21 protein-coding genes and 1 riboswitch are annotated in these 24,432 nt (G+C 49.7%); of the genes, 11 read left to right on the top strand and 10 right to left on the bottom strand.

Features of this window, described 5'->3' with window-relative positions:
• Positions 1-32 precede the first annotated feature (32 nt).
• Complete coding sequence (locus tag GY634_RS12210; protein WP_166408891.1) at positions 33-227, top strand: heavy-metal-associated domain-containing protein; 195 nt, start codon at positions 33-35, stop codon at positions 225-227.
• A gap of 99 nt (positions 228-326) precedes the next feature.
• A complete protein-coding gene (locus GY634_RS12205) occupies positions 327-776 on the top strand; it encodes a GNAT family N-acetyltransferase (protein WP_166408890.1) in 450 nt (149 codons plus the stop codon).
• A gap of 164 nt (positions 777-940) precedes the next feature.
• On the opposite strand, the gene GY634_RS12200 is transcribed toward GY634_RS12205, so the two are convergent.
• The 4 genes from GY634_RS12200 to GY634_RS12185 form a co-directional block, all read right to left on the bottom strand.
• Complete coding sequence (locus GY634_RS12200; RefSeq protein ID WP_166408888.1) at positions 941-3,436, bottom strand: heavy metal translocating P-type ATPase; 2,496 nt, start codon at positions 3,434-3,436, stop codon at positions 941-943.
• A gap of 143 nt (positions 3,437-3,579) precedes the next feature.
• Positions 3,580-5,610 carry a TonB-dependent copper receptor gene (locus GY634_RS12195; protein WP_166408887.1) on the bottom strand — a complete coding sequence of 677 codons (2,031 nt, stop codon included), beginning with the start codon at positions 5,608-5,610 and terminating at the stop codon, positions 3,580-3,582.
• A gap of 42 nt (positions 5,611-5,652) precedes the next feature.
• Positions 5,653-5,979 carry a hypothetical protein gene (locus GY634_RS12190; RefSeq protein WP_166408886.1) on the bottom strand — a complete coding sequence of 109 codons (327 nt, stop codon included), beginning with the start codon at positions 5,977-5,979 and terminating at the stop codon, positions 5,653-5,655.
• Positions 5,980-6,261: 282 nt separating this feature from the next.
• Positions 6,262-7,980: a thiamine pyrophosphate-dependent enzyme gene (locus GY634_RS12185; protein ID WP_166408884.1), complete on the bottom strand. Its 1,719-nt coding sequence runs from the start codon at positions 7,978-7,980 to the stop codon at positions 6,262-6,264.
• Positions 7,981-8,249: 269 nt separating this feature from the next.
• Here GY634_RS12185 and GY634_RS12180 point away from each other — a divergent pair, with 269 nt between their 5' ends.
• Positions 8,250-9,005, top strand: coding sequence for a GntR family transcriptional regulator (locus GY634_RS12180; protein ID WP_166408883.1), 756 nt, complete (start codon positions 8,250-8,252; stop codon positions 9,003-9,005).
• 54 nt (positions 9,006-9,059) lie between these two features.
• Here the strand turns inward: GY634_RS12180 and GY634_RS12175 are convergent, their stop codons facing one another.
• Together GY634_RS12175 and GY634_RS12170 are read right to left on the bottom strand one after the other, a co-directional pair.
• Positions 9,060-9,320: a hypothetical protein gene (locus GY634_RS12175; protein ID WP_166408881.1), complete on the bottom strand. Its 261-nt coding sequence runs from the start codon at positions 9,318-9,320 to the stop codon at positions 9,060-9,062.
• 9 nt (positions 9,321-9,329) lie between these two features.
• On the bottom strand, positions 9,330-10,694 hold the full coding sequence (locus tag GY634_RS12170; RefSeq protein ID WP_166408880.1) for a TRAP transporter large permease subunit: 1,365 nt from the start codon (positions 10,692-10,694) through the stop codon (positions 9,330-9,332).
• Positions 10,695-11,024: 330 nt separating this feature from the next.
• On the opposite strand from GY634_RS12170, the gene GY634_RS12165 reads away from it, so the two are divergent.
• From GY634_RS12165 to GY634_RS12135, 7 genes are all read left to right on the top strand, one after another.
• On the top strand, positions 11,025-12,386 hold the full coding sequence (locus tag GY634_RS12165; protein ID WP_166408879.1) for an acyclic terpene utilization AtuA family protein: 1,362 nt from the start codon (positions 11,025-11,027) through the stop codon (positions 12,384-12,386).
• A 14-nt stretch (positions 12,387-12,400) separates the two neighbouring features.
• Positions 12,401-12,730, top strand: coding sequence for a DUF4387 domain-containing protein (locus GY634_RS12160; protein WP_166408877.1), 330 nt, complete (start codon positions 12,401-12,403; stop codon positions 12,728-12,730).
• Between the two features lie 224 nt (positions 12,731-12,954).
• Positions 12,955-13,638, top strand: a complete 684-nt coding sequence (locus tag GY634_RS12155; RefSeq protein ID WP_166408875.1) for a response regulator — start codon at positions 12,955-12,957, stop codon at positions 13,636-13,638.
• A gap of 32 nt (positions 13,639-13,670) precedes the next feature.
• Complete coding sequence (locus GY634_RS12150) at positions 13,671-15,083, top strand: sensor histidine kinase (protein WP_166408873.1); 1,413 nt, start codon at positions 13,671-13,673, stop codon at positions 15,081-15,083.
• 153 nt (positions 15,084-15,236) lie between these two features.
• The gene (locus GY634_RS12145; protein ID WP_242683702.1) at positions 15,237-16,190 is read left to right on the top strand and encodes a Bug family tripartite tricarboxylate transporter substrate binding protein; all 954 of its coding nucleotides are present in this window, start codon (positions 15,237-15,239) and stop codon (positions 16,188-16,190) included.
• 84 nt (positions 16,191-16,274) lie between these two features.
• Positions 16,275-16,721 (top strand): tripartite tricarboxylate transporter TctB family protein, encoded by a 447-nt coding sequence (locus GY634_RS12140; RefSeq protein WP_166408869.1) that lies wholly within the window; start codon positions 16,275-16,277, stop codon positions 16,719-16,721.
• Complete coding sequence (locus tag GY634_RS12135) at positions 16,718-18,244, top strand: tripartite tricarboxylate transporter permease (RefSeq protein WP_166408867.1); 1,527 nt, start codon at positions 16,718-16,720, stop codon at positions 18,242-18,244. Before GY634_RS12140 ends, GY634_RS12135 begins: the two co-directional genes overlap by 4 nt.
• A 71-nt stretch (positions 18,245-18,315) precedes the next feature.
• Here the strand turns inward: GY634_RS12135 and GY634_RS12130 are convergent, their stop codons facing one another.
• The 3 genes from GY634_RS12130 to GY634_RS12120 all read right to left on the bottom strand — a co-directional run bounded on the left by GY634_RS12130 (position 18,316) and on the right by GY634_RS12120 (position 22,089).
• A complete protein-coding gene (locus tag GY634_RS12130; protein WP_341352828.1) occupies positions 18,316-18,978 on the bottom strand; it encodes an SDR family oxidoreductase in 663 nt (220 codons plus the stop codon).
• 286 nt (positions 18,979-19,264) lie between these two features.
• Positions 19,265-20,827 (bottom strand): phospholipase D family protein, encoded by a 1,563-nt coding sequence (locus tag GY634_RS12125; protein WP_166408865.1) that lies wholly within the window; start codon positions 20,825-20,827, stop codon positions 19,265-19,267.
• A gap of 167 nt (positions 20,828-20,994) precedes the next feature.
• Positions 20,995-22,089 (bottom strand): acyltransferase family protein, encoded by a 1,095-nt coding sequence (locus GY634_RS12120; RefSeq protein WP_166408863.1) that lies wholly within the window; start codon positions 22,087-22,089, stop codon positions 20,995-20,997.
• A gap of 155 nt (positions 22,090-22,244) precedes the next feature.
• Positions 22,245-22,435: riboswitch (yybP-ykoY riboswitch) on the top strand.
• A gap of 12 nt (positions 22,436-22,447) precedes the next feature.
• Here GY634_RS12120 and GY634_RS12115 point away from each other — a divergent pair.
• A complete protein-coding gene (locus GY634_RS12115) occupies positions 22,448-23,449 on the top strand; it encodes a sodium:calcium antiporter (RefSeq protein ID WP_166408861.1) in 1,002 nt (333 codons plus the stop codon).
• Positions 23,450-23,515: 66 nt separating this feature from the next.
• Here GY634_RS12115 and GY634_RS12110 read toward each other — a convergent pair whose 3' ends face one another.
• A complete protein-coding gene (locus GY634_RS12110; RefSeq protein WP_166408859.1) occupies positions 23,516-24,346 on the bottom strand; it encodes a GntR family transcriptional regulator in 831 nt (276 codons plus the stop codon).
• Between the last annotated feature and the right edge of the window lie 86 nt (positions 24,347-24,432).

Here is a 24,432-nt window from a genome sequence, read left to right as displayed (position 1 = left end):
GTATGTAGTTAGGTTCTTCTAAGGAGTAAACGATGAAATTCCACATTCAAGATATGACCTGCGGTGGTTGTGCAACGCGCGTGACTAAAACAGTACACGCGTTGGATCCAGCGGCGACAGTAGAGACTGATGTGCCTGCGAAGGTAGTCACGATACAAAGCGCAGCACCTGAAGCACAAATTGTGGCAGCGCTTACCGAGGCGGGTTACCCACCTAAAGCACTGTAAGCTGCCAACACATCTGCTCAACATTACGCCCCACACAGTAAAATGTGTGGGGCGTAATTTTTTTGCGCAACAGTCTCATTTCTCGTGAATAACTAATACATGACAGTACATATAGAACCCGTAGCCATTGCCGATTACCCCGGATTGGTAGAGATTTGGTCATCGTCGGTATTGGCAACGCATGATTTCTTAACGTCTAGCGACTACGAAGAAATTAAGCAGCAATTAATACCCGCGTACTTTCCTGCTGTAACGCTGTACAAAGCCACGAGCCATAGCGACCAGACTATTCTGGGCTTTCTAGGCGTACTGGATGGCTGTGTAGAGATGTTATTTATCGATGCCAGCGCACGGGGCCAAGGCGTGGGTAAGGCCTTACTGAATTTCGCGGTGCAACAGTTATCGGCGACTAAACTGGATGTGAATGAGCAAAATAGCCAAGCAGTAGGCTTTTATTTGCACTACGGTTGCAGCCAAGTAGGGCGCAGCGAGCTAGATGCTGCCGGTAAACCTTATCCTCTGTTGCACTTGCTGCTGCCCAATCAGTAACGACTGGGCAGCATAAGCCTTAGGCGGCGACAGAAAGGGCAGTAAACCTATCAATTGCGATACATCAGGGGAGGCGGAGGAAAACTTTTTTGATTTGGTGTCTCAAATCACAAAAAGTTGTTCCGCAGCTCCCCAGCGTGTGCGATGAATACGGCCGTGCGCTATCAGTGACTACCGTCTTGCAACGGCGGTTGAAACCCTCGTAAACGCAGCGCATTACCCAACACAAACACGCTAGACAAGGCCATCGCCCCCGCAGCAAAAATAGGTGACAGCAACACACCCCATGCAGGATACAGTGCACCCGCAGCAACTGGAATCAAGGCCGTGTTGTAAGCAAAGGCCCAGAACAAGTTTTGGCGTATGTTGCCAATAGTGGCCTTAGATAAAGCGATAGCATTAGGCACACCTTGCAAGCTACCTGACATCAGCACAACATCGGCAGACTCTACTGCCACATCGGTGCCCGTACCAATAGCTAGGCCTACATCCGCCTCAGCTAAAGCTGGAGCATCGTTAATACCATCGCCTACAAAAGCTACTTTACCGTAGGTGGCTTTTAGTCGGCGTACCGCATCCACTTTGCCTTCGGGCAATACCTCGGCAACGACATCATCAATGCCTAGTTGCTTAGCAATAGCACGAGCGGTATGTTCGTTGTCACCTGTGATCATCGCCACTTTTAACCCTAACTGATGCAAGGCTTTGATGGCTGCTGGCGTGGAGGCTTTGATGGGGTCAGCCACAGCGATAATGGCTGCCAATCTACCGTTAATCGCGGCATAGAGAGGTGACTTACCTTCGTTACCCAAACGTTGGGCCGTCAGGCTAAAGTTGCTAACGTCTAAGCCCAGTTCACGCATATAGCGATCAGCACCGATTTCAACGCGTACGTTGTCACCCACAATGGCGCGTACCCCCATGCCAGTAACCGAGTTAAAGTCATCCAGTTCAGGCAGGGTTAGACCCTCGGCATTGGCGGCGTCTACGATGGCACGAGCAATAGGGTGCTCAGAACGCGCTTCTACGGCAGCCACTTGGGCAAGAACAGTAGGGCGATCAAAGCCTTCGGCAACTTCTAAGTCGGTTAACGATGGGTGGCCTTCTGTTAACGTACCGGTTTTGTCGACGGCGACCACAGCGGCATCTTTAAGCAGTTGCAGAGCCTCGCCTTTGCGGAACAGCACACCCATTTCAGCGCCGCGACCGGTCCCCACCATAATGGAGGTGGGGGTAGCCAAACCCATGGCGCAAGGGCAAGCAATAATCAGTACCGCTACAGCATTTACCAAAGCGAAGGTAAGAGCGGGTGATGGGCCAAACACTAACCAGACTACGAAGGTCAGCAAGGCCGCTACCATGACGGCAGGCACAAACCACAGCGTGACTTTGTCTACCACAGCTTGTATAGGTAGTTTGGAACCTTGTGCTTGCTCTACCAACCTAATGATTTGTGCCAGCATCGTTTGCCCACCCACGGCAGTAGCACGCAGCGTAAACGCACCGGTTTGGTTAACGGTACCGCCTACCACTGTGCTGCCAGCCGTTTTTTCTACCGGAATGGGCTCACCGGTAATCATGGACTCATCAACATAGCTATTGCCTTGGGTGACTTCACCGTCTACTGGAACGCGCTCACCGGGGCGAACTTCTACCACGTCGCCTGTGACGACGTCGGCGATAGGAATGTCTACTATTGTACCGTCACGTACTACGTGGGCCACCTTGGCTTGTAAGCCTACTAGGCGTTTAATGGCTTCCGATGTACGACCTTTAGCACGGGCTTCAAGATAACGACCCAATAGGATCAGTGCCACAATGACGGCGGCTGCTTCGTAGTACACGTTAACCGTGCCTGTAGGCAGTACCGATGGCATAAAAGTGGCCACTACCGAGTAAGCAAAGGCCGCAGCAGTACCTACGGCCACCAGTGAGTTCATGTCTGGGGCTAAGCGGAACAGGGCCGGAAAACCTTTGGTGTAAAAGCGACGACCAGGAATTAGCAGCACTAAGGCCGTCAGCACAAATTGCAGGTACCAGCTTTCTTGTATACCAATGGTACGGGCTACCCATTCGTGCATGCCGGGAATGAGGTGCGAGCCCATTTCCAGAACAAAGACGGGTAGTGCCAACACGGTGGCTACCATCAGATCGCGCTTTAAGGCAGCGCGTTCTGCATCTTTCTTTTCGGCATTTTCATCGTCGTTTTGCTGCGAGGTATCTATAAGCTTAGCGTCGTAACCCGCTTTGGCAACGGCCGCAATCAGATCATCTGTGCTGGCCACACCCCGTATGGTGGCTCGCTCAGTGGCTAAGTTAACGACGGCTTCATTGACACCGGGCACGGCCTTTAAGGCGCGCTCCACTCTGCCTACGCACGAGGCGCATGTCATGCCCTCAACCGACAGTTCTACACTGCCGGCGGCGACGGTGTAGCCGGATTTTTCAACGGCTTGTACTAAGGCTTGTCTATCGATTTGCCCTGAGGCTTGTATATCAGCGCGTTCAGTAGCAAGGTTTACCGATACGGTATTCACACCTTCTACTTTAGATAGCGCTGCTTCAACGCGGCCTACACAACTCGCACACGTCATGCCCTCAATAGGCAGACTGATGGTAGCGGTAGGGGCGGAATTATGCTGAATTTTGGACTCACTCATCTGTGGCTCCCACTAGTTTTAGTAACGCATAACCTGAAGCATAAACATTGCCATAAGGTTAAGGTCAAGCAGGGGCTGTGAAAAGCGTGCAGGTTAGCCCCAATGGCTATGCGACATGATAACCATTGGGGAGTGCAGCAGGATTAGTAATTAATCGTCATCGTGGCCCAGAAGGTACGGCCAGGATTGTTGATGGATTGGTTAGAGGCGTAACCAAAACCGGCGTTACCCGCGAGGTTGAGGTGTTCGCTGTAGGTGCGGTTAAACAGATTATCTACACCAACACTAAAGGTGAGGTTGTTGGTGGCTTTGTAAGCCGTGTGCAGGGCTAGGGTGCTAAAGCCGCTACTAGGGCCAAAGTCTTTACCCACCACATTACCCTGATCTAACGCATAGCGACCTTGTCGTGAGACGATGCGCCACAGTGCACCAGCAGACCATTTGTCCGTTTCATAGCCTAGGCTTAACCTTGCTTCTAACGGTGGGATTTGCGGTAAAGCACGATGGTCGCTGGTATTTTTACCCCAGGCGTAGGCCAAGGTGCCGCCCACTTTCCAGTTGGGTGTTAAGGCATAATCTGCGCCTAGCTCACCACCAAAAATACGGGCGTTCACATTAGACACTTGGCTCATCATGCCCATCATGCCGCCACGATGGTAGGTAAATAAGATGAAGTCCTGTACATGACCCGCGTAGGCGGATGCCCAGAGGTTTACGTCTGTGGTCTGGTACTGCACACCAATGTCTAACTGAGTGGTTTTTTCAGGCTTAATGCTAGCAAAGGCGTTTTGGTGGCTGTTGGTCCCCATGTTAGGCGAGAACAGTTCCCAATAGTCTGGCATACGTTGTACATGACCTAAGCCGGCATAGAAGCTGGTGTTTTCGCTTAAGCGTTGCTCTAAGCGTACAAAGCCACTGTACAAAGTGCGTGAACGTCGGTCACCGCTAGTAGGGCTAAGAGCACGGAAGTCTTTGATGCTGGCAAAGTCTATGCGCATACCGGCAACCACTTTGTGATCGTCCGTGGCTTGCCAGCCTAATTCCGAGAAAATGCCTGTGTTAGAAAACTCAGCATCTTTTTCGCGTGGCTTATCTCTATGCGTTTTGAGCATGCCTTTGCGTACACGGTGACGGCTTTGTTGGGTATCAAGGCCTACATCTAGTGTCCAGTCTTGGGCCAACACAAACTGTGAGGCTAACCTGCCGCCCCAGGTGGCACGATCTACGTTAGAGGTCATAGGCATTTTCATGCCACCTGCGGGGCTAAAGTCACGTAGGCTAAAATTATCCATATCGTGGTCAGCGTAGTTGTAGTAAAGCTGGGTTTCCAGTTTGCGCCATGTATCGCTGATGTTTTCTTTTTCAAAGCGTAAGCCTAGGCTTTGACGTTTGAATTTCACGCCATCCATTCCGCGTCCTGCATAGCGGGCCTCGCCATCCCCCGTACCTGCAGAAAGCTCAATACGCGTGTTGTCATCCGGTGTGAGGCCAATCGCTACATCCGTATTCCACTTATGCCATTTGGACGGCACCTTATCACCATTCCCGTCTTTGTAGTCTTGAGAATGAGCGTTGTTAGCGGTGATGCGAGCGTAGTAGCTGGTGTTGCCAATGGCGATATCGGCAGATTGATCATTGCGGCCCCACGATCCCCCCGTCAAGCTGCCATCAAATTGCACAGGTTGGCCTTCGGTGAAGGTGGGTGCTTTGCGGTCAAAACGAATGGTACCGGCCGAGGCTCCGGGGCCCCATAGCACGGTTTGTGGACCTTTAATCACCTCGAGTTCATCAAAGTTCTGCGGTGAAATATAGGAAGTAGGGTTGTCCATGCGGCCGGGGCACGCACCGGGCATGTAGCTATTATTGGTCAGAATGGCTAAACGCGAGCCAAACATACCGCGTAAAACGGGGTCCCCATTACTGCCGCCATTACGCACTGCACTAAAGCCTGCAATGGTAGATAAGTAATCGGAGCCGTCGCTGGCGGGTAGTGGCTGTCTAGGTTGTTTGGGGTCCGTCACAAAGCGCAGAGGAGTTTGATCGGGCCTCACACTGGTGACGACGAGTGGATCAAATACTTTGGTGACAGGGGCTCCATCAGCGTGCGCGTAAGAGTAGGCGCAGCATAGCGCCACCGCTGCGGCACATGGTCGCAGAGAGAAAAGGGTAGACATTAGATATCCTGAAATAAACGTTAAACGTACAAAAAAGTGCGATTACGTCCAGTCAGGGGGCGCTCTAGCGCCAAGTGGGGGGCCACAAATGCCATAGGCACACTGTAGTGTGTCGTTATGGCTAGGCAGCAGGGGGTAGCTATACCATGCGTTAGCGACGACGGTGAGCGCTGTATCAAGGCTGTCAGGTAATAGCTGTAGATGGACTAGAAACGCCGGACATGTGGCATGTCCAGGTGTTTGGTGAGTGTCTTCTGGCGAGTGGTTAGTGGAAAAAAGCTGATCTATGCGTTGTGAGCTATAGCTGCCATCCGCCGTACAAAAAGTAAGCTCTAAGGTACCGTTGCTCCACGCTTCTGCGTTGGGCATATAGCCCACAGGCATGATGCTACGCAACAGCAGTGCGCAGAATAATGCAGGCAGCCAGATAAAACGGCTACAAAGAAGGTGTAGAGAGCGGGAGAACGTCAAACCGTTGTTATTTTTGTGTGTGACAAAATGTCGTAGGGTAGCAGTATAGAATGTTACTAGACACTACAAAAGACGGTTGTGGCGTTGCCGCTAAAACAAGGTGGTTGTTAGGCGCGGAAGCGCTGTGTTGAGGGGGCTTCTCATACCCCAAAACGCTTCCGCTGTTCTAACCTGTTTGACTTAGGTGAGTAGGTTGCGGGCCATGGCAATCACATCTTTACCTTCGCCCGCCAAAATGGCTTTGGTGGAGTACAAGGCCGTACCAAACACCTGATCAGCGCTAATGGTAGGTGGCATGATGAGTTCAAATCTGTCGGTCACTACATCCAGTAGCGCTGGACCAGGCTCGTTAATCCAGTCTTGAACGGCTTGGTCTACATCGGCACTTTTCTCTACGCGACGTGACCAGAAACCAATCGCCTCTGCCACTTTAGAGAAGTCGGGATTATGCAGATCGGTAAAGGCACTGATCAACCCTTCTACTTTTTGCTCCAAGTCTACAAAGCCTAAAGCACCGTTATTGATAATGCAGACTTTAATGGGTAGGCGTTCTTGGATTGCGGTTAACAAATCGCCCATTAGCATGGCTAAACCACCATCACCCGATAGCGAGATGACTTGGCGTTTAGGGAAAGCAGCTTTGGCACCAAGGGCTTGTGGCATTGCCCCTGCCATGGTGCCGTGTGTCAGCGAAATCACACGACGGTTTTTACCTGTAGAAGGCACATGACGTAAGCACCACAACATGGCGGTACCACCATCGGCGGTATAGATGGCGTCTTCGTCGGCATACTTAGCGATAGTTTCTACCAAGTATTGTGGGTGAATAGGGTGGCCCGGCTGATCCAGATTGTGCTTGTTTTCTTTGGCTTTGTCCTTGGCGTAAAGCGCTAAGGCTTCGGTTAGGAAGCTATCGTCTTGGCGTGCATTCACTAAAGGCAGTAAGGCTTGCACGGTATCGGGAATATTCCCCACAACGCCTACATCCACAGGGTGGCGTCTACCAATATGGGTGTTATCAATGTCTACCTGAATAATCTTGGCATTTTCGGGGTAGAACTGACGCCAAGCAAAGTCGCAACCCAGCAGCAGTAGGGTGTCACAATGTGCCAGTGTATGCACGCCAGCGTAGTAGCCCAACATACCTGCCATGCCTACATCGTAGGGGTTGTCGTGGGCCAAGAAGTCAGTGGCTCTAGAAGTATGTACGATAGGAGCACGCAGTTTTTCAGCCAGTGCTACTACATGGTCGTGGGCAAGTTCGCAGCCAGAACCACCGTAAATAGCAATTTTTTTACCGGCATTCAGCAAGTCGGCAATGCGCTGCACTTCAGATTCTGAAGGCAAAACACGTGGTTGCGCATGGTGTACGGTGTAGTGATACGGTGTTTTAGGTGCGCTAGCCATGGAGACATCAGCAGGCACAATTAATACCGCAACGCCACGTTTGGCGAGGGCGGCTTGAGCTGCCATTACCGTTAGGCGCTGAGCTTGTTCGGGTGTACGGATTTCTTCACAAAATACCGAGCAGCTTTCGTACACCGATTTGAAGTCTACTTCTTGTGGGAAATCAAAACCCAGTTCATCGCGTACGATTTGGCTGGCAATTAAGATCACGGGAGCACGGTTGCGGTGGCTTTCCATCAAGCCATTGATGAAGTGCAAACTGCCCGGGCCACACGAACCTGCGCAGGCGGTGAGCTCACCCGTCAGCATAGAGTCTGCGCCTGCTGCAAAGCCGCCTACTTCTTCGTGTCGTACATGTATCCAACGCATATTCTTATTGGTGCGAATGGCGTCGGTAATGTAGTTTAAGGTGTCACCTGGAACGCCGTACCAGCGTTTTACGCCAGCCTGCTCCAGTGTGTCGACAATGATTTGTGCTACGGATTGAGACATGCGTGACTCCTGTGTAATCAGTTAAAAACGTCTTGGTAATTTTCCTGCTGAGTTACTTTTTGTATTGTAGACAGATTGTTCTGGAAATGATTTTGATTATCCTTGATACAGACTAAAGGATTGTTAATTGAGATCGTGATAGAGCGTTTATGAAAGACATGCTACGGGCCATTGCTACAGCAGTGGAATCGTTACTTTGCTAGAATAGGGACGCTTGCTGCTTAACGATGTATGTCTTCGCTTTAATTAATTTTTGACGATTCTATTGCATGGATACCTTTGCTTCGGCTGTTCCGCTTTATGAGAAGATTTTCGCTCTCATTAAGGCCAATATAGAAACAGGCTTGTGGCAGCCAGGAGAGAAAATGCCGTCAGAGCGAGAGCTCTGTGAGCGCTATGATGTGAGTCGCATCACGGTAAGACGTGCCGTGGAAATGGCTGAGCAAGCTCAGTTGATCAAGCGAGTGCGTGGGTCTGGTACCTATGTCATGGACAAAAAGTACAACCAAGCCCTGAAAAAAGTGGTGAGTTTTGAAAAGACCTTGTCGGCATTAGGCGCTACCGGATCAACACGCATTCATCGTATAGAACGTACTACTGCTGGCCTACTGATGGAAAGTATGTTGCATACTGGGCCCGATGAAGCGGTATTGAATGTGCAATTAATAGGGGAAGCCAATGGTACCCCTATTGTGTTTTATGACAGTTACTTTGCTGAAAATATCGGTGAAACGATTGTCGCGTTAGCGAAGCAAGCAGAAAAAGAAAAGCGAGCCTTTTCTACCGTGGAGTTGCAGCATATACGTTTACATCAGCAGTCTTTACGTATTAAGCAAACCTTTGAGGCCATTGTGGCAGATCAAGAAATGTCTGCGCTACTAGAGGTAGAGACAGGGCATCCAGTATTAAAAATAACCTCTATTCTGTATCACAGTGAGCAGGCGATTGAGTACAGGTTGGCCTATTATTTGGGCGACAAGTACAAGTTCTCTACAGAGCGAACGGTCTACAGCAGCTTCACATAATCTCTATGTAACTCGGCACACGCGAAAACGCAGTATGCCGAGAGTGATCTATCGCTAGGGGGTGGTGTTTTTGCTGGGCATACTAAAGGTGAGTTCGTGTTTACGGGCAAGATACAAATACAGTATGCCTACAGCAACGGCAAGGGTAGCCAGATACATGCTAAGGCCTGATAGTTGCTGGGCTCGTAGTGCCAGTGTGGCAGCCAACTCACCTCCTACCAGCAAGGCGATAGCAAAGAGCAGTCCCATGACAAGCGATGCCAGTAGGGTAAGCGTCGCAAGTACGCCAAAAATACGTTGTGTAATCGTGGTCATCGCAGCACCTTAAGCAAAGTAGATAGGAAGAAGTCCAGCAAGTAGTAGCATCGAGGTGAGTAGATGCAAGGCAATCCACACTAACGCCAGTTGTACGGTTTTCAGAAAATCCGAGCCTGCTATACCCATAGCGATAAACAAGCCCAATGCTAAGGGGGGGGTCATCCCCTCTAGGGCTCCTGTCATCGCAGGTAGCAACAAAGCCAGTAGTTTGGCCTCACCACCTATGGCGGCCACAGCACCAATCATGGCGCTACCTAAAATGGCGATTTGTGCAGAGCCAGGCAAAATCATGCCCAATAAGCAAAAGAAAAGCGGCAAAATAATGGCGAGCGCCGTGGTGTTTAAGTTAAGTGATACAAACCATGCTTGGATTTCATCATTAGCGCCCATGCCCAAAAACGCTTGAGACAGTGCATAGGCAAAATAAATGGTTGCCGCTACGGGCACAATCTTGCTAAGGGCTTTGCCTAGGTAGTGACTGAGGTTTGCCAATGTCAGTCGGCTTGCGTCTGTGTTATGACGACTAATAAAAAGAGTGTAGGCAGCGGCAATACCAGGAGTAAACATCAGGGCGGCGGCAGAGAATGCCTTCTCACCCTCTACGCCTAAGCGCAGGATTAAAAAGTCTTTAAATAGCGCTGAGCTTAAGATAGGGACGAGGATAAAGACTGGTAGTAGCAGTGCATGCCAGCCCTCTTTTAAGGCTACCTTGAGGTCGGGCAGTTCTGCTTTGGGTATGGGTTGCATGCGGTATATTTTGCAAAGCGCCGCCAGTGTCAAAATGCGTTGCAAAATAAACCACCCTCCAATCGCATACGAGGCTAATAGCCAACTTCCTATGGTGATGCTGTTGGGGGCAAAGGCATCATAAATACCAAAAGACAAAAAAATGATACCAGCGGGGGGAATGATGTTGCCTAGCATACCCGCAGACATTTCTGTGGTTGCGGCGAGGTGAGGGCTAAAGCCCGTGCGTTTCATTAATGGAATAGTGAAAACACCTACAGCGGCAACGTTACCAGGGCCACTTCCCGAGAGCGTGGCCATAAACGTGCTGGAAACTAGGGCTACGTAACCTGCACCGCCAGGTAGCCTACCAATAATAGGCAAGAGAATTTTAACAATCTTAGCGACAGCATTTGTGGAGTCAAAGACTTCAGCAAGCACTAAAAAAGCAAAAATGGTAAAAAATAGCGTGCTTTGTGCCGGGAACAGCAGATAGTCCGTGAAGGCGTGCCATTGCCCGGTAGCGGCAACAATGGCCACTAAGGACAACGCCATGATTTCGTACATGGGGCGTTTAGCAAAGAGAAAAAGCACTGACACAAAAGCAAGCAGCGCTACGATGAGCAGCAAGGCTGTTGGGATCATAAAAAAGGTATCTCCGTCATTATTTCTGTATCAATCACGTCAGTGATGCAGATTTTTTGTGGTATCACTACTGTGGTGATGTACGTATGTTAGAACATGTTATATCCACTTGTGAAGATAAATACACACAAAAAAGGAGGTTTTTTATGAATAGACGCATTGTTATCGGTGGGTTTTGTTATTAATTCATTGATTTTATTGAGTGTTATTTTTTATTTTGTTTTGTGAAGTGGATATGCGCTGTCTAGCATAGGGTCGTATGGTTGACTTGCTTTGGTATCCTTATTATTCTATAGTGGTTATAACCACTTTATTAGGAGGGTACTTGTCATGAAAAAATCATTAACTATCGCTTGCCCAAATGGGCACTTGGGTTTCGCACCACTTAAGCCGGGAAGCTTTGCGTTGGGTGTGGCGGAAAACCCAGACATTATCGCGGCAGATTCAGGCAGTGATGATATAGGTCCAGGGCCATTGGGCTCGGATACGTGTGCAAGCCCACGGGCATGGCAAGAGCATGATCTGGAAATTATGCTGTTGGCCGCCAGAAAAAATAATAAACCGATGATTATTGGTTCTGCTGGTGATACGGGTAGCAACAGCAGAGTAGACATGTATGTAGAAATCATTCGTAATCTGGCCAAAAAACACCAGTTGCCAGCGTTTAAGCTGGGGTGGTTTTATTCGGAAGTTGATAAAGAAGTGGTGCGTGGCAAGATACGCTCGGGTTCTGTTGTGGCTGGCTTGGATGCTAGGGACGCCTTAACAGAAGAGATCTTAGACTCCACAGAGCGCATTGTAGCGGTAGCTGGTGTGCATCCCTTCATGGAGCTACTGAAGCAAGGTTGTGATGTGGTGATTGGCGGCCGCAGTTCAGACAGTGCCATTTTTGCGGCTCCCGCGTTATTGCATGGTTTTCCTGAAGCTGAGTCTTACTATTTAGGCAAGGTACTGGAGTGTGCTTCGTTTTGTGCGGAACCATACGGAGCCAAAGAAACGGTCATTGGTGAGATCACTCAGGATCGTGTAACCGTGACAGCCATGCTTCCAGAGCAGCGCTGTACTGTTGCGTCGGTAGCCGGGCATGCCATGTACGAACGCGCCAACCCTTTTCATGAGTATGTGGCTGGTGGTCTATTGGACATGACAAATTGCCGCTATGAACAGCTCAGCGAAAAAACGACTGGGGTGACCGGGATGATGTTTACGCCAGCACAGGAGTTCAGGGTCAAACTAGAGGGTTCAGGAAAGATAGGTGAGCGCTTTGTGGGTATGGCAGGTATACGTGATCCTTACACTATTGCCAATGTAGACAAGGTGATTGAGTGGGCGCGTGAGCAAGTGCGTGAGAAATTTGGTGATAGCGGTTGGTCATTGCATTACAACGTTTTTGGTCGTAACGGCATTATGGGTGAGATGGAGCCTTTAAAAGACCAGCCATCGCATGAACTGATGGTAGTGGTGCAAGGTGTTGCCGCGACTAAAGAAATGGCTGAAGAGGTGGCATTGACGGGTACTCGCCAATTGTTCTATGCGCGTTTGCCTGAGGTTAAAGGCACAGCCGGGGGCGTTTCCTTTATTTTTGATGAGGTAATGCAAGCGAGCGCCGCGTACGAATGGACCTTAAATCACACAATGGCCGTGGATGATCCATTGGAGTTGTTCCCTACATTTACTGAGATGGTTGACTAAATTAAGGTGAAACTATGAAAACTGTAAAAATTTCAGAGCTGGCAAAAACAATACGTAGTAAGAATGCAGGGACAGACAAGATTACGTTCGACATTATTTTCCGTGAGGCACGCACTTACGAGCACGTAAAAAAAGCACAAGTGCTGAGTAAAGCGCATGTGGCAACAATTCTGAATATACCGGTGGAGCAGGTGTCGGATTTCGTTGAGTATGATCCTGCGTATGCGATTAAGTTTAGTATTTTGCGCAAAAAACCTAGCGGTAGTGCAGGGGATGGCGATATCTTTGGTGCGCAACAATATGCGCCATTTTTAGATATAGAAGTGCCTGCTCTGAATGGCTAGTACCTTGATGAGCGAGTGTAGGTAAAAAAGGGCCGCTATGACAGCGGCCCTTTTATTTTGCGCAGGCTGTATGGGGTTTTAGCAAAGCACACACTATGTCACGAATTGAAGCATTAGAAACAGCCATGGCAGCGAAATTTCTGTAAAAGTACGAGTGCATTTCATAGGTTGGCTATGATAGTGTCGACAATAACGTACTTTTAAATGGGTGTTGGGACAGCATCATGCGTATCTTACTTATAGAAGATGAGCCAGATCTGGCGCTATGGCTTACCCGTAGCCTAGAGAAAAAAGGCTTCGCGGTAGAGTGGGCAAACGACGGGTTGGTGGCGCATCATCGTTTACAAGTAGAAGAGTTTGATGCGCTAGTACTGGATTTGGGTTTGCCGGGTTTAGACGGGCGTACGGTGTTGGAACGTTTGCGTTCTAACGATAACCGTACGCCGGTGCTCATACTGACAGCACGCGACTCGTTGCAAGAACGGGTGGAAAGCCTAGAGTGCGGCGCCGATGACTTCTTACCTAAACCATTTCAAATAGAAGAGTTGGTGGCGCGTGTTAATGCATTAATACGGCGTAGCCGGGGTAAAGATAAGCCTCGCATGGCCTGTGCTGGATTGGCGTATGACCTTTCATCGAAACGTTTTACCTTAGAGGGTGCAACGTTGTCCGTATCACCGCGTGAAGCTGAAGTGCTGCGTATCTTGGTGCAGCGTAGCGGCGAGCCGGTTAATAAAAAATATATTCTGGATCGCTTAAACGATCAGGATGTAGAGGAAATTAATATTGAAGCTATAGAAGTGCTGATCCATAGGTTGCGTAAGAAGCTGCAGCATTCGGATGTACAGATCAGTACGTTACGTGGCGTAGGCTACTGTTTAGAGCCCGCAGATGAAGCCGTCTTGTAAGAAAGCCGTCGCTGATGCCGGAGCGCATACCCATGTTTAGTAGCTTACGTTCTACGCTGCTGTCTATATTAATACCTGCAGCGGTAGTGATTTCTGGCGTGTCTGTGGTGGTGTCTAGCGTAGAGCTAAGCGAGCAGGTGAACACTGCCTTTGATAGAGCCTTAGCAGGCGCGTTGAAGTCCATGGAAGCTAATGTGCGTACCATTAGTGGTGGCTTGGCGATGGAGCAGTCCTACTACATGATGGAATTCATGGAATACACCATTAGCAGCCAAGTGTATTTCCGTGTGGCAACGGAGGATGGGCTGTCTGAAATTGGTTTTACTGGCATCCCCTTACCAGCAGAGCCACTGCAAAACAATAAACCGGTGTTTTATAACGCCCACTACTTGGGCGAACCTTTGCGTATAGCGACGGTGATTATCCCATCGGGTGGGCGCTTAAACACCTATCAAGATAGTCGCATCATTATTCAAGCTGGCGAGAATGTGAGCGATCGCAATGCCTTTATCAATAAGGTGCTGCTACAGAATCTCATCCAAGATGTGGCTACCTTAAGTTTGTTTGTTTTATTGATTTTGGGCGGTACCTTGTTAGCGTTACGCCCCTTACGTAAAACGAGCGAAGCGGTGCGTTTACGTGCTTCTGACAACCTGCAGCCTATAGATGAAAGCAGATTGCCGTTAGAGGTAAGACCATTGGTGCAGACAATTAACCTGCATATGGAACGTTATGCCCTGAAGTCTCGTGAACAGCAGCAGTTTTTAGATGACGCCTCACACCAGCTGAAAACGCCCTTAGCCGTGTTGCTCACGCAGGTGGACTATGCGCACACCCTGGCTAAAACCGACGAAATGAAAGAGGTGCTAGACGCCATACAAACGCGGCTGAACAACACTGTGCAAATGACGCACCAGTTAGTGGCGTTGTCGCGCGTGCACGATGCGGCTGATCAATTACGTACCAAAGCGGCGTTGGGCACTGTAGATATATGCCAAGTGGCGGCAGAAGTGGTGGATGATCTATGGAGTCTAGCGCGCTCTAAAAAACAAGACTTAGGCTTAGAGCTACCCGACGCGCCGGTACGCGTAGCAGGGGTGCATTGGTTATTACTGCAAGCGTTAACCAACATGGTGAGTAACGCCATCAAGTATTGCCCTAAAGGAGCCACGATTACAGTAGCCGTGGTTATGAGTGGCGGCCTGTGTGTGCTGCGTGTTGAGGACGATGGGCCGGGTATGAGTGAAGCCGATAGGGCTAAAGCAGGCCATAGATTTAGGCGCGGCGAAGCTGGTAAAGCACAACAAGGTTCAGGATTAGGCTTGGCGATTGTGCAGGCCACAGCACATCTACACCACGCTAGCATGCACCTTTCAATGGGAAAAGATGAAAAGGGTTTAGTGATTGAGTTGCGCTTTTACCCTGCACCTTTATTACTTAAATGATTGGGGAATACCCTTGTTGGTAGCAAATACTGCATAAACTGAAAGGTGAGTGAAAGCTTCGCTACGTTAAGGTGCGTGTACTACAACAACGATGGACTATCTGGAGATGACATGGCAACACGCACTACGCTTCGTACGCTGCTGGTAAGCAGCATGATTGGCTTAAGTGGTCTGGCGATGGCGGTACAGGCTCAACAACCGTCTAAGCCTGAATGTATTGCTCCGGCACAACCGGGTGGTGGTTTTGACCTAACGTGTCGTGTGGCAGTGAATGGATTTCTAGAAACTGGTGGGTTGGAAAACCCCATGCGCACGATTTATATGCCAGGTGGTGTAGGGGCTGTAGCCTATAACCACATTGTGGCGCAGCGCGCGAGCGATCCTAATGCTATTACCGCTTTTTCGGGTGGCTCCTTATTGAACTTGGCTCAAGGCAAGTTTGGTAAGTACTCTGAAAACGATGTGCGTTGGGTGGCTTCTATTGGTAGTGACTACGGCGTGGCGATTGTGCGTGATGATTCGCCATTCCAAGATTTGGGTTCGTTGATGGCTGCATTTAAAGCCGACCCAACCAAAATTGTATTAGGGGCAGGCGGTTCTGTGGGTGGACAAGATTGGATGAAGGCGGCCTTAACGGCACGCGCAGCCGATGTGGACTTCCGCAGAATGCGTTTTGTGGCGTTTGAAGGTGGTGGTGAGGCGATGACTGCTTTGCGCGGTGGTCATATCCAAGCCTATATGGGTGATGCAGCCGAAGCCTATACCATGTTAGAAGGTGGTGCTCCTATACGAGTACTGGCCGTTTTTAACGATAAACGCTTAGATGGTGCGTTGGCCGCTGTGCCAACGGCAAAAGAGCAGGGCTTTGATATTGAATGGCCAATTATCCGCGGCTTTTACGTGGGGCCAAAAGTCTCTGACGAGCAATATCAGTGGTGGGTGGCAGCTTTCGATACATTGATGCAAAGCCCCGAATTTGCACAATTACAGCAACAACAAGGGCTGTTCCCATTCAATATGACAGGCGCAGAGCTGGACACTTACGTGAAAGACCAAGTGGTGGAGTATCGTGAGTTGGCCGACTCTTTTGGTCTGATCAAAAAATAACTCTGACCCCCTTGGGCCCGGTATCGCTATTGCCGGGCCTCTTTTTATCCTGCCACACGAGGGCGGGAGGATCAGGAGATCTTCATGATAACGCTAAATAATCGCGTGCTAGGTGTGAGCGCGCTGGTTTTTGCCGCCTTAATTACGGCTTTCGGTTATGACTTAGAGCCGCCATTTTCGTACGAGCCTGTAGGGCCTAAGGCTTTCCCGTTACTTTTGGCATTCATTATTGCCCTCTGTGGGTTGAGATTGATTGTGAAAGGTGGTGGCGAAGTGGCGGCTAATCCCCCAGGTGCTACAGCACGTATTGTGGCGATGGTGGGTGTGTTGGCAGCGTATGCATGGCTGTTTCAATGGCTAGGCTTTATTGTCGCAACGGCGTTGATGGCCATTGTAGTGGGGCGCTTATTTGGCGCTTCATGGAAGCAAGCCGTAATAGGTGGTGTAGGTATGGGTGTGGGCTTGTTCTTGTTGTTTGACTTGGCCTTAGACGTAGTCTTGCCGCATGGCATCTTAGGAGAATGGCTATGAGTGATACCTTAACGTATTTGGGCATAGGTTTTGGCGTCGCGTTTTCGGGCATAAACCTATTGGTGGCAGCTATAGGCTCGTTCATCGGTACTATTGTTGGCGTGTTGCCTGGTTTGGGGCCTATTAACGGTGTGGCAATGTTAGTGCCTATCGCTTTTGCCATGAAGCTGCCACCGGAATCTGCCCTGATTTTGCTGGCTGCTGTGTATGTGGGGGCTGAATACGGTGGACGTATTACCTCTATTTTGATCAACGTGCCAGGTGAAGCGGCGGCGGTCATGACCACACTGGACGGCTACCCCTTAGCACGTAAAGGCTTAGCCAGCGTAGCGTTGTCATTGTCGGCGTTTGCGTCGTTTATTGGATCAGCAATTGCGATTTTTGGGATAGTGCTGCTGGCACCGTTATTAGCCAATTGGGCGGTGGCGTTTGGCCCCGCAGAGTATTTTGTGCTGATGGTATTTGCCTTTTGTGCGCTAACCAGTTTGCTGGGGGATGAGCCGGTTAAAGGTATTTTGGCCGCAATGCTGGGGCTGTTTATCTCCACGGTAGGTGTGGATGCCAACTCGGGTGTGTACCGCTACAGTTTTGATATTCCTAATCTGGCGGATGGCATTGATTTTGTCGTCGTAGTGATTGGTTTGTTTGCGGTTGCCGAGATGTTGCAAATGCTGGAAAACCTGTTGGGTGGTGTATCCATTGAAGTGCCTAAAAGTAAGCGCAAGCTGTTTAACATTAAAGAGTTGGCCTTTACCTGGTGGAGTACAGTACGTGGCGGTTTGATGGGCTTTTTTATTGGTATTTTGCCCGGCGCAGGAGCTAGCGTAGCGTCAGCCGTAGCGTACGCTAACGAGAAGAAATACATAGAAGGTAAAGACCCTGATGCGTGTTTTGGTAAGGGGGATATGCGTGGGTTGGCCGCTCCAGAATCTGCTAACAACAGTGCGGCAACCGGTTCTTTTATCCCTATGCTGACGCTGGGTGTACCGGGCTCAGGTACTACTGCCGTAATGATGGGGGCGCTAACGCTCTACAACATTACTCCTGGGCCTGTTTTGTTTGAGGCACAGCCGCAAATTGTATGGGGCTTAATTGCCTCGTTGATGGTCGCTAACGTCATGCTGTTTATGATGAACGTGCCGATGGTACGAGTATTTGCGGCCATGCTGGCTATACCGCCCCGTTTGTTGGTACCGGGTGTATTGGCGATTAGTTACATCGGGGTGTATGCGCTAAATGGCACTACCTTTGATTTGATGATGGTGGTGGGAATTGGGGTGATTGGTTACTTCTTGCGCAAGCTGGATGTACCGATGGCGCCTATGGTGCTTGGCGTAGTGTTAGGCAATATGATGGAGCAAAACTTACGTCGTGCGCTGTCTATCACTGACGGTGAAATTGGTATCTTGTTTAGTAGCCCAGTGTCTATTGGGCTATGGATTGCCGCGGTATTAGTGAGTGTTGGCCCTATGTTGCTGCGCTATTTTGCGAAACGCAAGGCAGCGATTACTACAGAAGACTAAACAGTATTGGCAAGAGAGAAAAGCCTAGACGGTGCTGCTGTCTAGGCTTTTTTTATAGCAGTGACTCGGGGCTAGGTCAGTCGGACCGACATACCGCCATCGACGATCATGGGGCTACCCGTCATAAAGCTTGATCTGTAGGAAAGGAGAAAAAGGGCGGCCTGAGCGATTTCTTGTGCGCTCGCCATCCGCTTCATGGGGTGGAGTTTCGCAATAAAATCCATGGCGTCCGAGCCGCCTTCGTTTCCCATCGATGTGATCGTTCCTCCGGGTAATAGTGTATTGATTCTAATACCTTCCGCTGCGTGATCAGATGCAAGGGACTGCGCTAATCCTATCAGGCCAGCTTTGGATGCCGCATAGGCGCCCATGCCTGGCATGCCGCCATTGCTGTAGCCCACAAAGGATGACGTGAAAACAAGGGAGCCGCCACCTCGCTTTCGTAATGCAGGTATTTGCGCTTTTGCGGCAAGGAATGCAGCAGTGAGATTGACAGCAATGACATCGTGCCAGTTGTCGAGTTCCATGTGTTGAGCAGACTCCATCGTCCCCATGATCCCGGCATTGTTGAAAGCACCATCCAATCCACCGAACTCCTGAGTGGCGAGCTGGACCAGAGCCTCAGCATAGCCTTCGTCTTTGACGTCGCCCGCTAAAAAAATAGCGCGGCCTGGGCCATTATTAATGGTATTCGCAAGGGTCTCTAGCTCTGCTGAGCGACGTGCGCCGAGCATTACATTGGCACCTTCAGCCGCACTGCCGCTGCACCTATACCGCTGCTTGCTGCAGTGATGATGATGGATTTGTTTTTCAACCCCATCCAGTTGCCGTCTTTTTCGATCATGTGGAACACCTCAAAGATAGTGTAGTTAAGGCCACCAAATCGGTAGGTGACCTAAACGAAAGCATAGACGGTAGGTTTTTGTTCAACACTCCGGTTCTTGCGATTCGTATCTATTGAGGGCTAGGTGAGGTATGCGCAACAAAAAAGGCCTAGAGATGCTGCTGTCTAGGCTTTTTTTATAGCAGTGACTCTATGGGTAACAACGACAGAAAGCCTATGTACAAGCGTTTGAAGAATGTGGACGACGGTTCGGTGGTTTGGGTTTGGGGGCCTTCAGCGGTTTGGCTGATCCACACTAAATCGTTATTTTTTTCTACAGCAAGCTCGTAGGCGTAGTAGGGAATGCTGTGATCAAAAGCATCCGTAATCGCGTGAGCCATACTTTCGCTTTCGATCACAAAACCTAGCTCTGTATTGAGTACAGCCGAGCGAGGGTCAAAATTAAACGAGCCTACAAATGCACGTTTACCATCGACAGCAAAGGTTTTAGCGTGCAAGCTAGAGCCAGAGCTACCAAATGGGCCTGCTTTTTCTTTAGCTCTATCTTCGTCTTTGCCGCCTTCACGCCGCATTTCATACAAGGCTACGCCTTGTTGCAACAACGGTAGACGGTATTTGGCATAGCCAGCGTGTACAGGCAATACATCGGTGGCTTCCATAGCGTTAGTGAGTATGCGTAATCGTACGCCTTGTTTGGCTAAGGCGGCAAAGGCTTCTACGCCGTGCTCTGTGGGGACGAAGTAGGGTGATACCAAGTCTATGGATGTTGTGGGCTCACCTAGTATTTCTAACAACCTAGGCATCAACATGGTTTCGTGCTGTGCGTTGCCCTGCACTTTATCGGGGTCATCGCTAACCATGGTGACGGGTACCCACTGAAACGCGAGTGTTCCAGCCAGCATACTTTCTACAAAAGAGGAGTGCGCAATGCGTTCCACGTATGCTTGGGCTTGCGGTATGCGTGCCGTATTACTTTCCTCAGAAAGTAGCATGTCGGCAGTTTTCTGATTGGGTGTATCCACCAACTGCTCTATGGGATAGGCGGCTTGGTGATTCCAGTAGCGGTCAAAGTCGGTAGAAACATCATCTACTACCGGGCCTACCACCATGACATCAAGGTCAGCAAAGGCCACGCCTTGGGTAGCGCCGAAATACTCATCGCCAATATTGCGTCCGCCAACAATAGTGGCTTGGCCATCTACGGTGAGCGACTTATTGTGCATACGCCGATTGAGACGACTAAAGTCCGTCAGGAAGCCCAGTTGTTTAAAGGTGCGAAACGGAAAAGGATTAAATAGCCGGACTTCGACGTTGGGTTCGGCATTGAGTAAGGCCAGTTTTTCGTCTAAACCACTGGTGCCATTATCGTCAATGAGCAGACGTATACGTACATTACGTTTGGCTGCCTCGTGTAGCGCATAAAGCAGTAAGTTGCCTGTAATGTCGTCACGCCAAATGTAGTACTGCACATCCACGCTACGTTGGGCGGAGGCAATGAGCAAAATGCGAGAGGCAAACGCATCTATAGGGTCTGGTAGTGGCACTACACCTGATAAATTAGGGTGCGCAGCGATTTGAGGCTGCAGCCCTCTGCCCAATAGGGTGTCGTGAGTCTCTTGTTGTAAAAACGCGTGTGAAACCGTTTTGTTCTCCGTCGCTGGTAAGTGGCAGGCAGACAGGATTCCGGCTGTTAGAAGCAACAGAGCATTGCGTGGTGTGAAGTATCCCTGTCTGATCATGTGGTGAGGCAGTCTGCAAGCGTGGCGTGGTGGCCGGCATAACGTTTGGCCTAAGACGGCGTTTACCAGAATGGTAGCGCCGCCTTAGTCTACTAAAAATTACCGGTGGACGCGCAGGCAGAGAGAAAATGTTACGTGCCCGTCGTAGGATCCGGTAGTGCCAAATCTTAAGCCTTAGGTGTTAGCAGCGGGAGTTTGTGCTTGGTGTGCTGGTATGCGGCGTGCAGACACATGGGAATGGCAACACCCAGCCCTATGTAGATGGGCCATGTGAATTCGCTGTAATAGTGGTTGAGGGCCTTGGTGTTATGCAAATCCCATAGCCCAAACCACGAGAATATAATATCTAGCAGCACAAAAGCCAGTATGTGATACGACATAATGGGTTTAGATTGCTGGCCTATGTGCTTTAACAGGGGGATGTGCTGGTAATGGGCAATGATTTTTGCAATAGAAAACACTGCCACAATACCTGCTAAGGCCGTTAAGGTTTGAAACACAAAGCTCACTTGGTATTTGCTCCAGGCAATGACTAAGGGCTCTAGCACATCGTATTGCGACATCAGGTAAATCAACACAAAGGCAGCAATAAAGCTGTAGAAGCCGCTGTGTTTCATGATGAGGTGTTTGCCTGCGTAGCCTAGTAAGAAAAAAGAAGACCCCACCAGCACTTGCGCGAGCAGGTTGAGGTAAAAAAGCTTGGAGGCTTGGTAAAGATCTGCCACATAATCCATACCGGCATAGCCCAGCAGTAAGGCAACCATCAATACGGCCGCTTGCACCTGTGTAGGCGAGCTTAGTGCTTTGACCAGCACATTCACCACGATAAAGCACAGTAGCGACACAATGGCGTAGGCAAACAAAAACCAGCCTACAAAGAAGTAGCTGCCGCCATGAAAGCTTTGCTCTATAGGGTAGAGCACCGAATCCAACACATTGCCACGCCATAAGCTGGTGTAAGCAATAGGATAAAGCTGGTGCAAAATCGCAAAGATCAGGGCTAACAGCAGGTACACCATCACAATGTACGAGAGGTGTTTTTTGATGAGGTTAGCCGAGTGCGACAGTAGGCTTCTACGCGTGTTCAACAGCACTCCGCCCAAAAAGAAAAACAGCGGCATGTGGTAGACATAGGGCTTGAAGAACAAAAAGGGGTCGCCCGGATAGTGACCAATCACAACGCTAATAATGCCCAGCGCTTTGACATAGTCCAACATCAACGAATCACTGCTTTTTACTTCCGGTCCCGACAACTGACTCACCTTTTTTGCTGCTTTCGTTATGACACGGTAACAAGAAAGACGGGCCGCTACTAAGTAACATTATTCAAAGGCTTGTGACAATTTCTTGGTGTTGTAGTGCGTACAGCTTGGGATTTTTCGGATGACAGCTTTTGCTCTGGGCTGCTAAACTTTGGCCCATTGTCATTGGGGAGTAGCCATTCCTAGCCTTGTACTAGGAAGTCCACGTCAACAAACTTGAAGCGCTTGCTTCATGGCGTGGTCAGCCGTTGCACCAGCAACGTTAGCCAGGCGAGACCTTTGGCCACATGCGTTCAGCCTGCCGGCCGAGCTCGCGTGTGAGCCATTGGTTTTCTGCTTGCCCGGCCATTGTGATCCCATGTTTCTCACCTTGATCCTTTTTCTTCTATCGGCTGTCGCGATTTACATCGCCTGCGAATACTTTGTTAACGGTATTGAATGGTGCGGTAAGCGGTTAAATTTAGGAGCAACGGCTGTAGGCTCTGTGCTGGCGGCATTTGGAACTGCACTGCCAGAAAGCGCTGTCACCTTCATGGCGGTTGTATTTGGTTCTACCCCTGAACAAAAAGCACTGGGAGTAGGGGCGGCGATGGGTGGCCCTTTAGTGCTAGCGACGTTGGTGTATGCCGTTGTTGGCGCAGCGTTACTGTTCAATCGCAAAAAGTTGGCTCGTTCCTCATCTGAAGTACGGGCAGACTCTGTGCGACTAAGTCGAGATCAGGCGGCTTTTTTACTGATCTTTGTGGTGAAAGTGGCCTTGGGTGTGGTGGTGTTTAGCATTAAGCCGTGGTTGGGTGTATTGTTTCTGGCTGCTTATGGTGTGTATGTGTGGCGAGAGATTAAAGAAGCCGATACCGCCCCTGAAGAAGAGCATTTAGAACCTTTAAAAATACGCCCCTCTGACACCAATCCATCATTAGGTTGGGCCTGTACGCAAGCGGTACTTGCACTGACTGTGATCGGTGTAGCATCGCATACCTTTGTAGCGCAATTGGAAAATATCGCAGTAGCGTTGCAGTGGTCGCCGCAATTGGTGGCGTTGTTACTTAGCCCTGTAGCGACCGAACTACCCGAAGCCATGAATGTGTTAATTTGGGTGCGCCAAGGTAAGGAGCGTTTAGCCTTGGCAAATATTTCGGGAGCCATGATGATCCAAGCGACTATTCCTAGTGCATTGGGTATTTTCTTCACTCCGTGGTTGTTTGATGGCCCGCTTTTACTGTCGGGTGTGATCACAGCGGTAGCAATCGTGTACTTATGGTGGTTGTTCAGACGTGGCGCTGTGCAAGGGCGTGAGTTGCTGCTGGTTAGTAGTGGCTATGCGCTGTTTGCGGTGTTGGTGTTTTATAGCCTGAGCTAAATTGTTGGGTGAGGCGTGTAATAAAAAGGCCCACATCAGTGGGCTTTTTTCTTGTGTGTTGTCTAGTTAGCGCTGAAAATCTTGGGCAAGTTCCAAGTTATTGCTGGTGCCTCTGGACCAGTTCATACGGTACTCAAAGCGGTCTGGTGTGTAGAGAATTTCAGAGTAGTTGATAGGGCGTTCATCAGAGTCTATGAAGAGTCGGCGCAACTTCAGTAGCGGTGCACCTATAGATGTTTTCAGCAAGCGGGCAGCTTGTTCATCTGCTAGCGTGCAGGTGATGGCCTGTTGAACATGTTCTATCGTAATACCAGCTTTTTGAATGAGGTCTACCAGCGCATGATTGATCAAGTCGTCACGTGTAAATGAGCGGCCTATATCTTCTAATAAGTAACTTTGCGAATGTGAGAATGGCTCATTTTTTAAGTAGCGCACACGTGTGACGTGTTGAATGATGGTGCCAGGCTCTACATTTAATTGTTCGGCAATTGGGGCGATGGCGGGTGTGTAATCCAGCGTTTTTACCTCTACTGAGGTGTTGTGGCCAATAATAGAGAGATTCGCCATTAAGCCATCAATGCTGGCAATGACTGGACGCCCCATAATAGCTGTATTTTCGCTATAGGTTACTTGTGTACCGCGCCCACGAGCACGGGTAATTAAGCCTTCTGCAGCTAAGTCGTTTAAGGCGCGTCGTACTGTGATGCGGCTGACACCAAAATTTTGTACTAAATCATTTTCAGGCGGCAAACTTTCACCGTTACGGTAACTGCCGCTAATAATTTGCTCACGCAGCAAGACATACAAGCGGTGGTAAAGCGGTAGCGGTGACTTGTCATCCAGTGTGTTTAAGAGGCCTTCGGGCGTCTTGTTAAGAAGCGATGTGTTGGAAGTCATAGCATCCTAAAAGGTGTCTTGGTAATCAGCAAGATAACGAATCTACTTCTGTTTTCACCTAAGGGAAACCCCTAGTGCTGATAGTT

It is taken from the genome of Paenalcaligenes suwonensis (assembly GCF_011290505.1).
GTDB lineage: Bacteria > Pseudomonadota > Gammaproteobacteria > Burkholderiales > Burkholderiaceae_B > Paenalcaligenes > Paenalcaligenes suwonensis.
The sequence above is the reverse complement of the archived record's forward strand: the minus strand, read 5'-3'. Positions and strand labels throughout refer to the sequence as shown.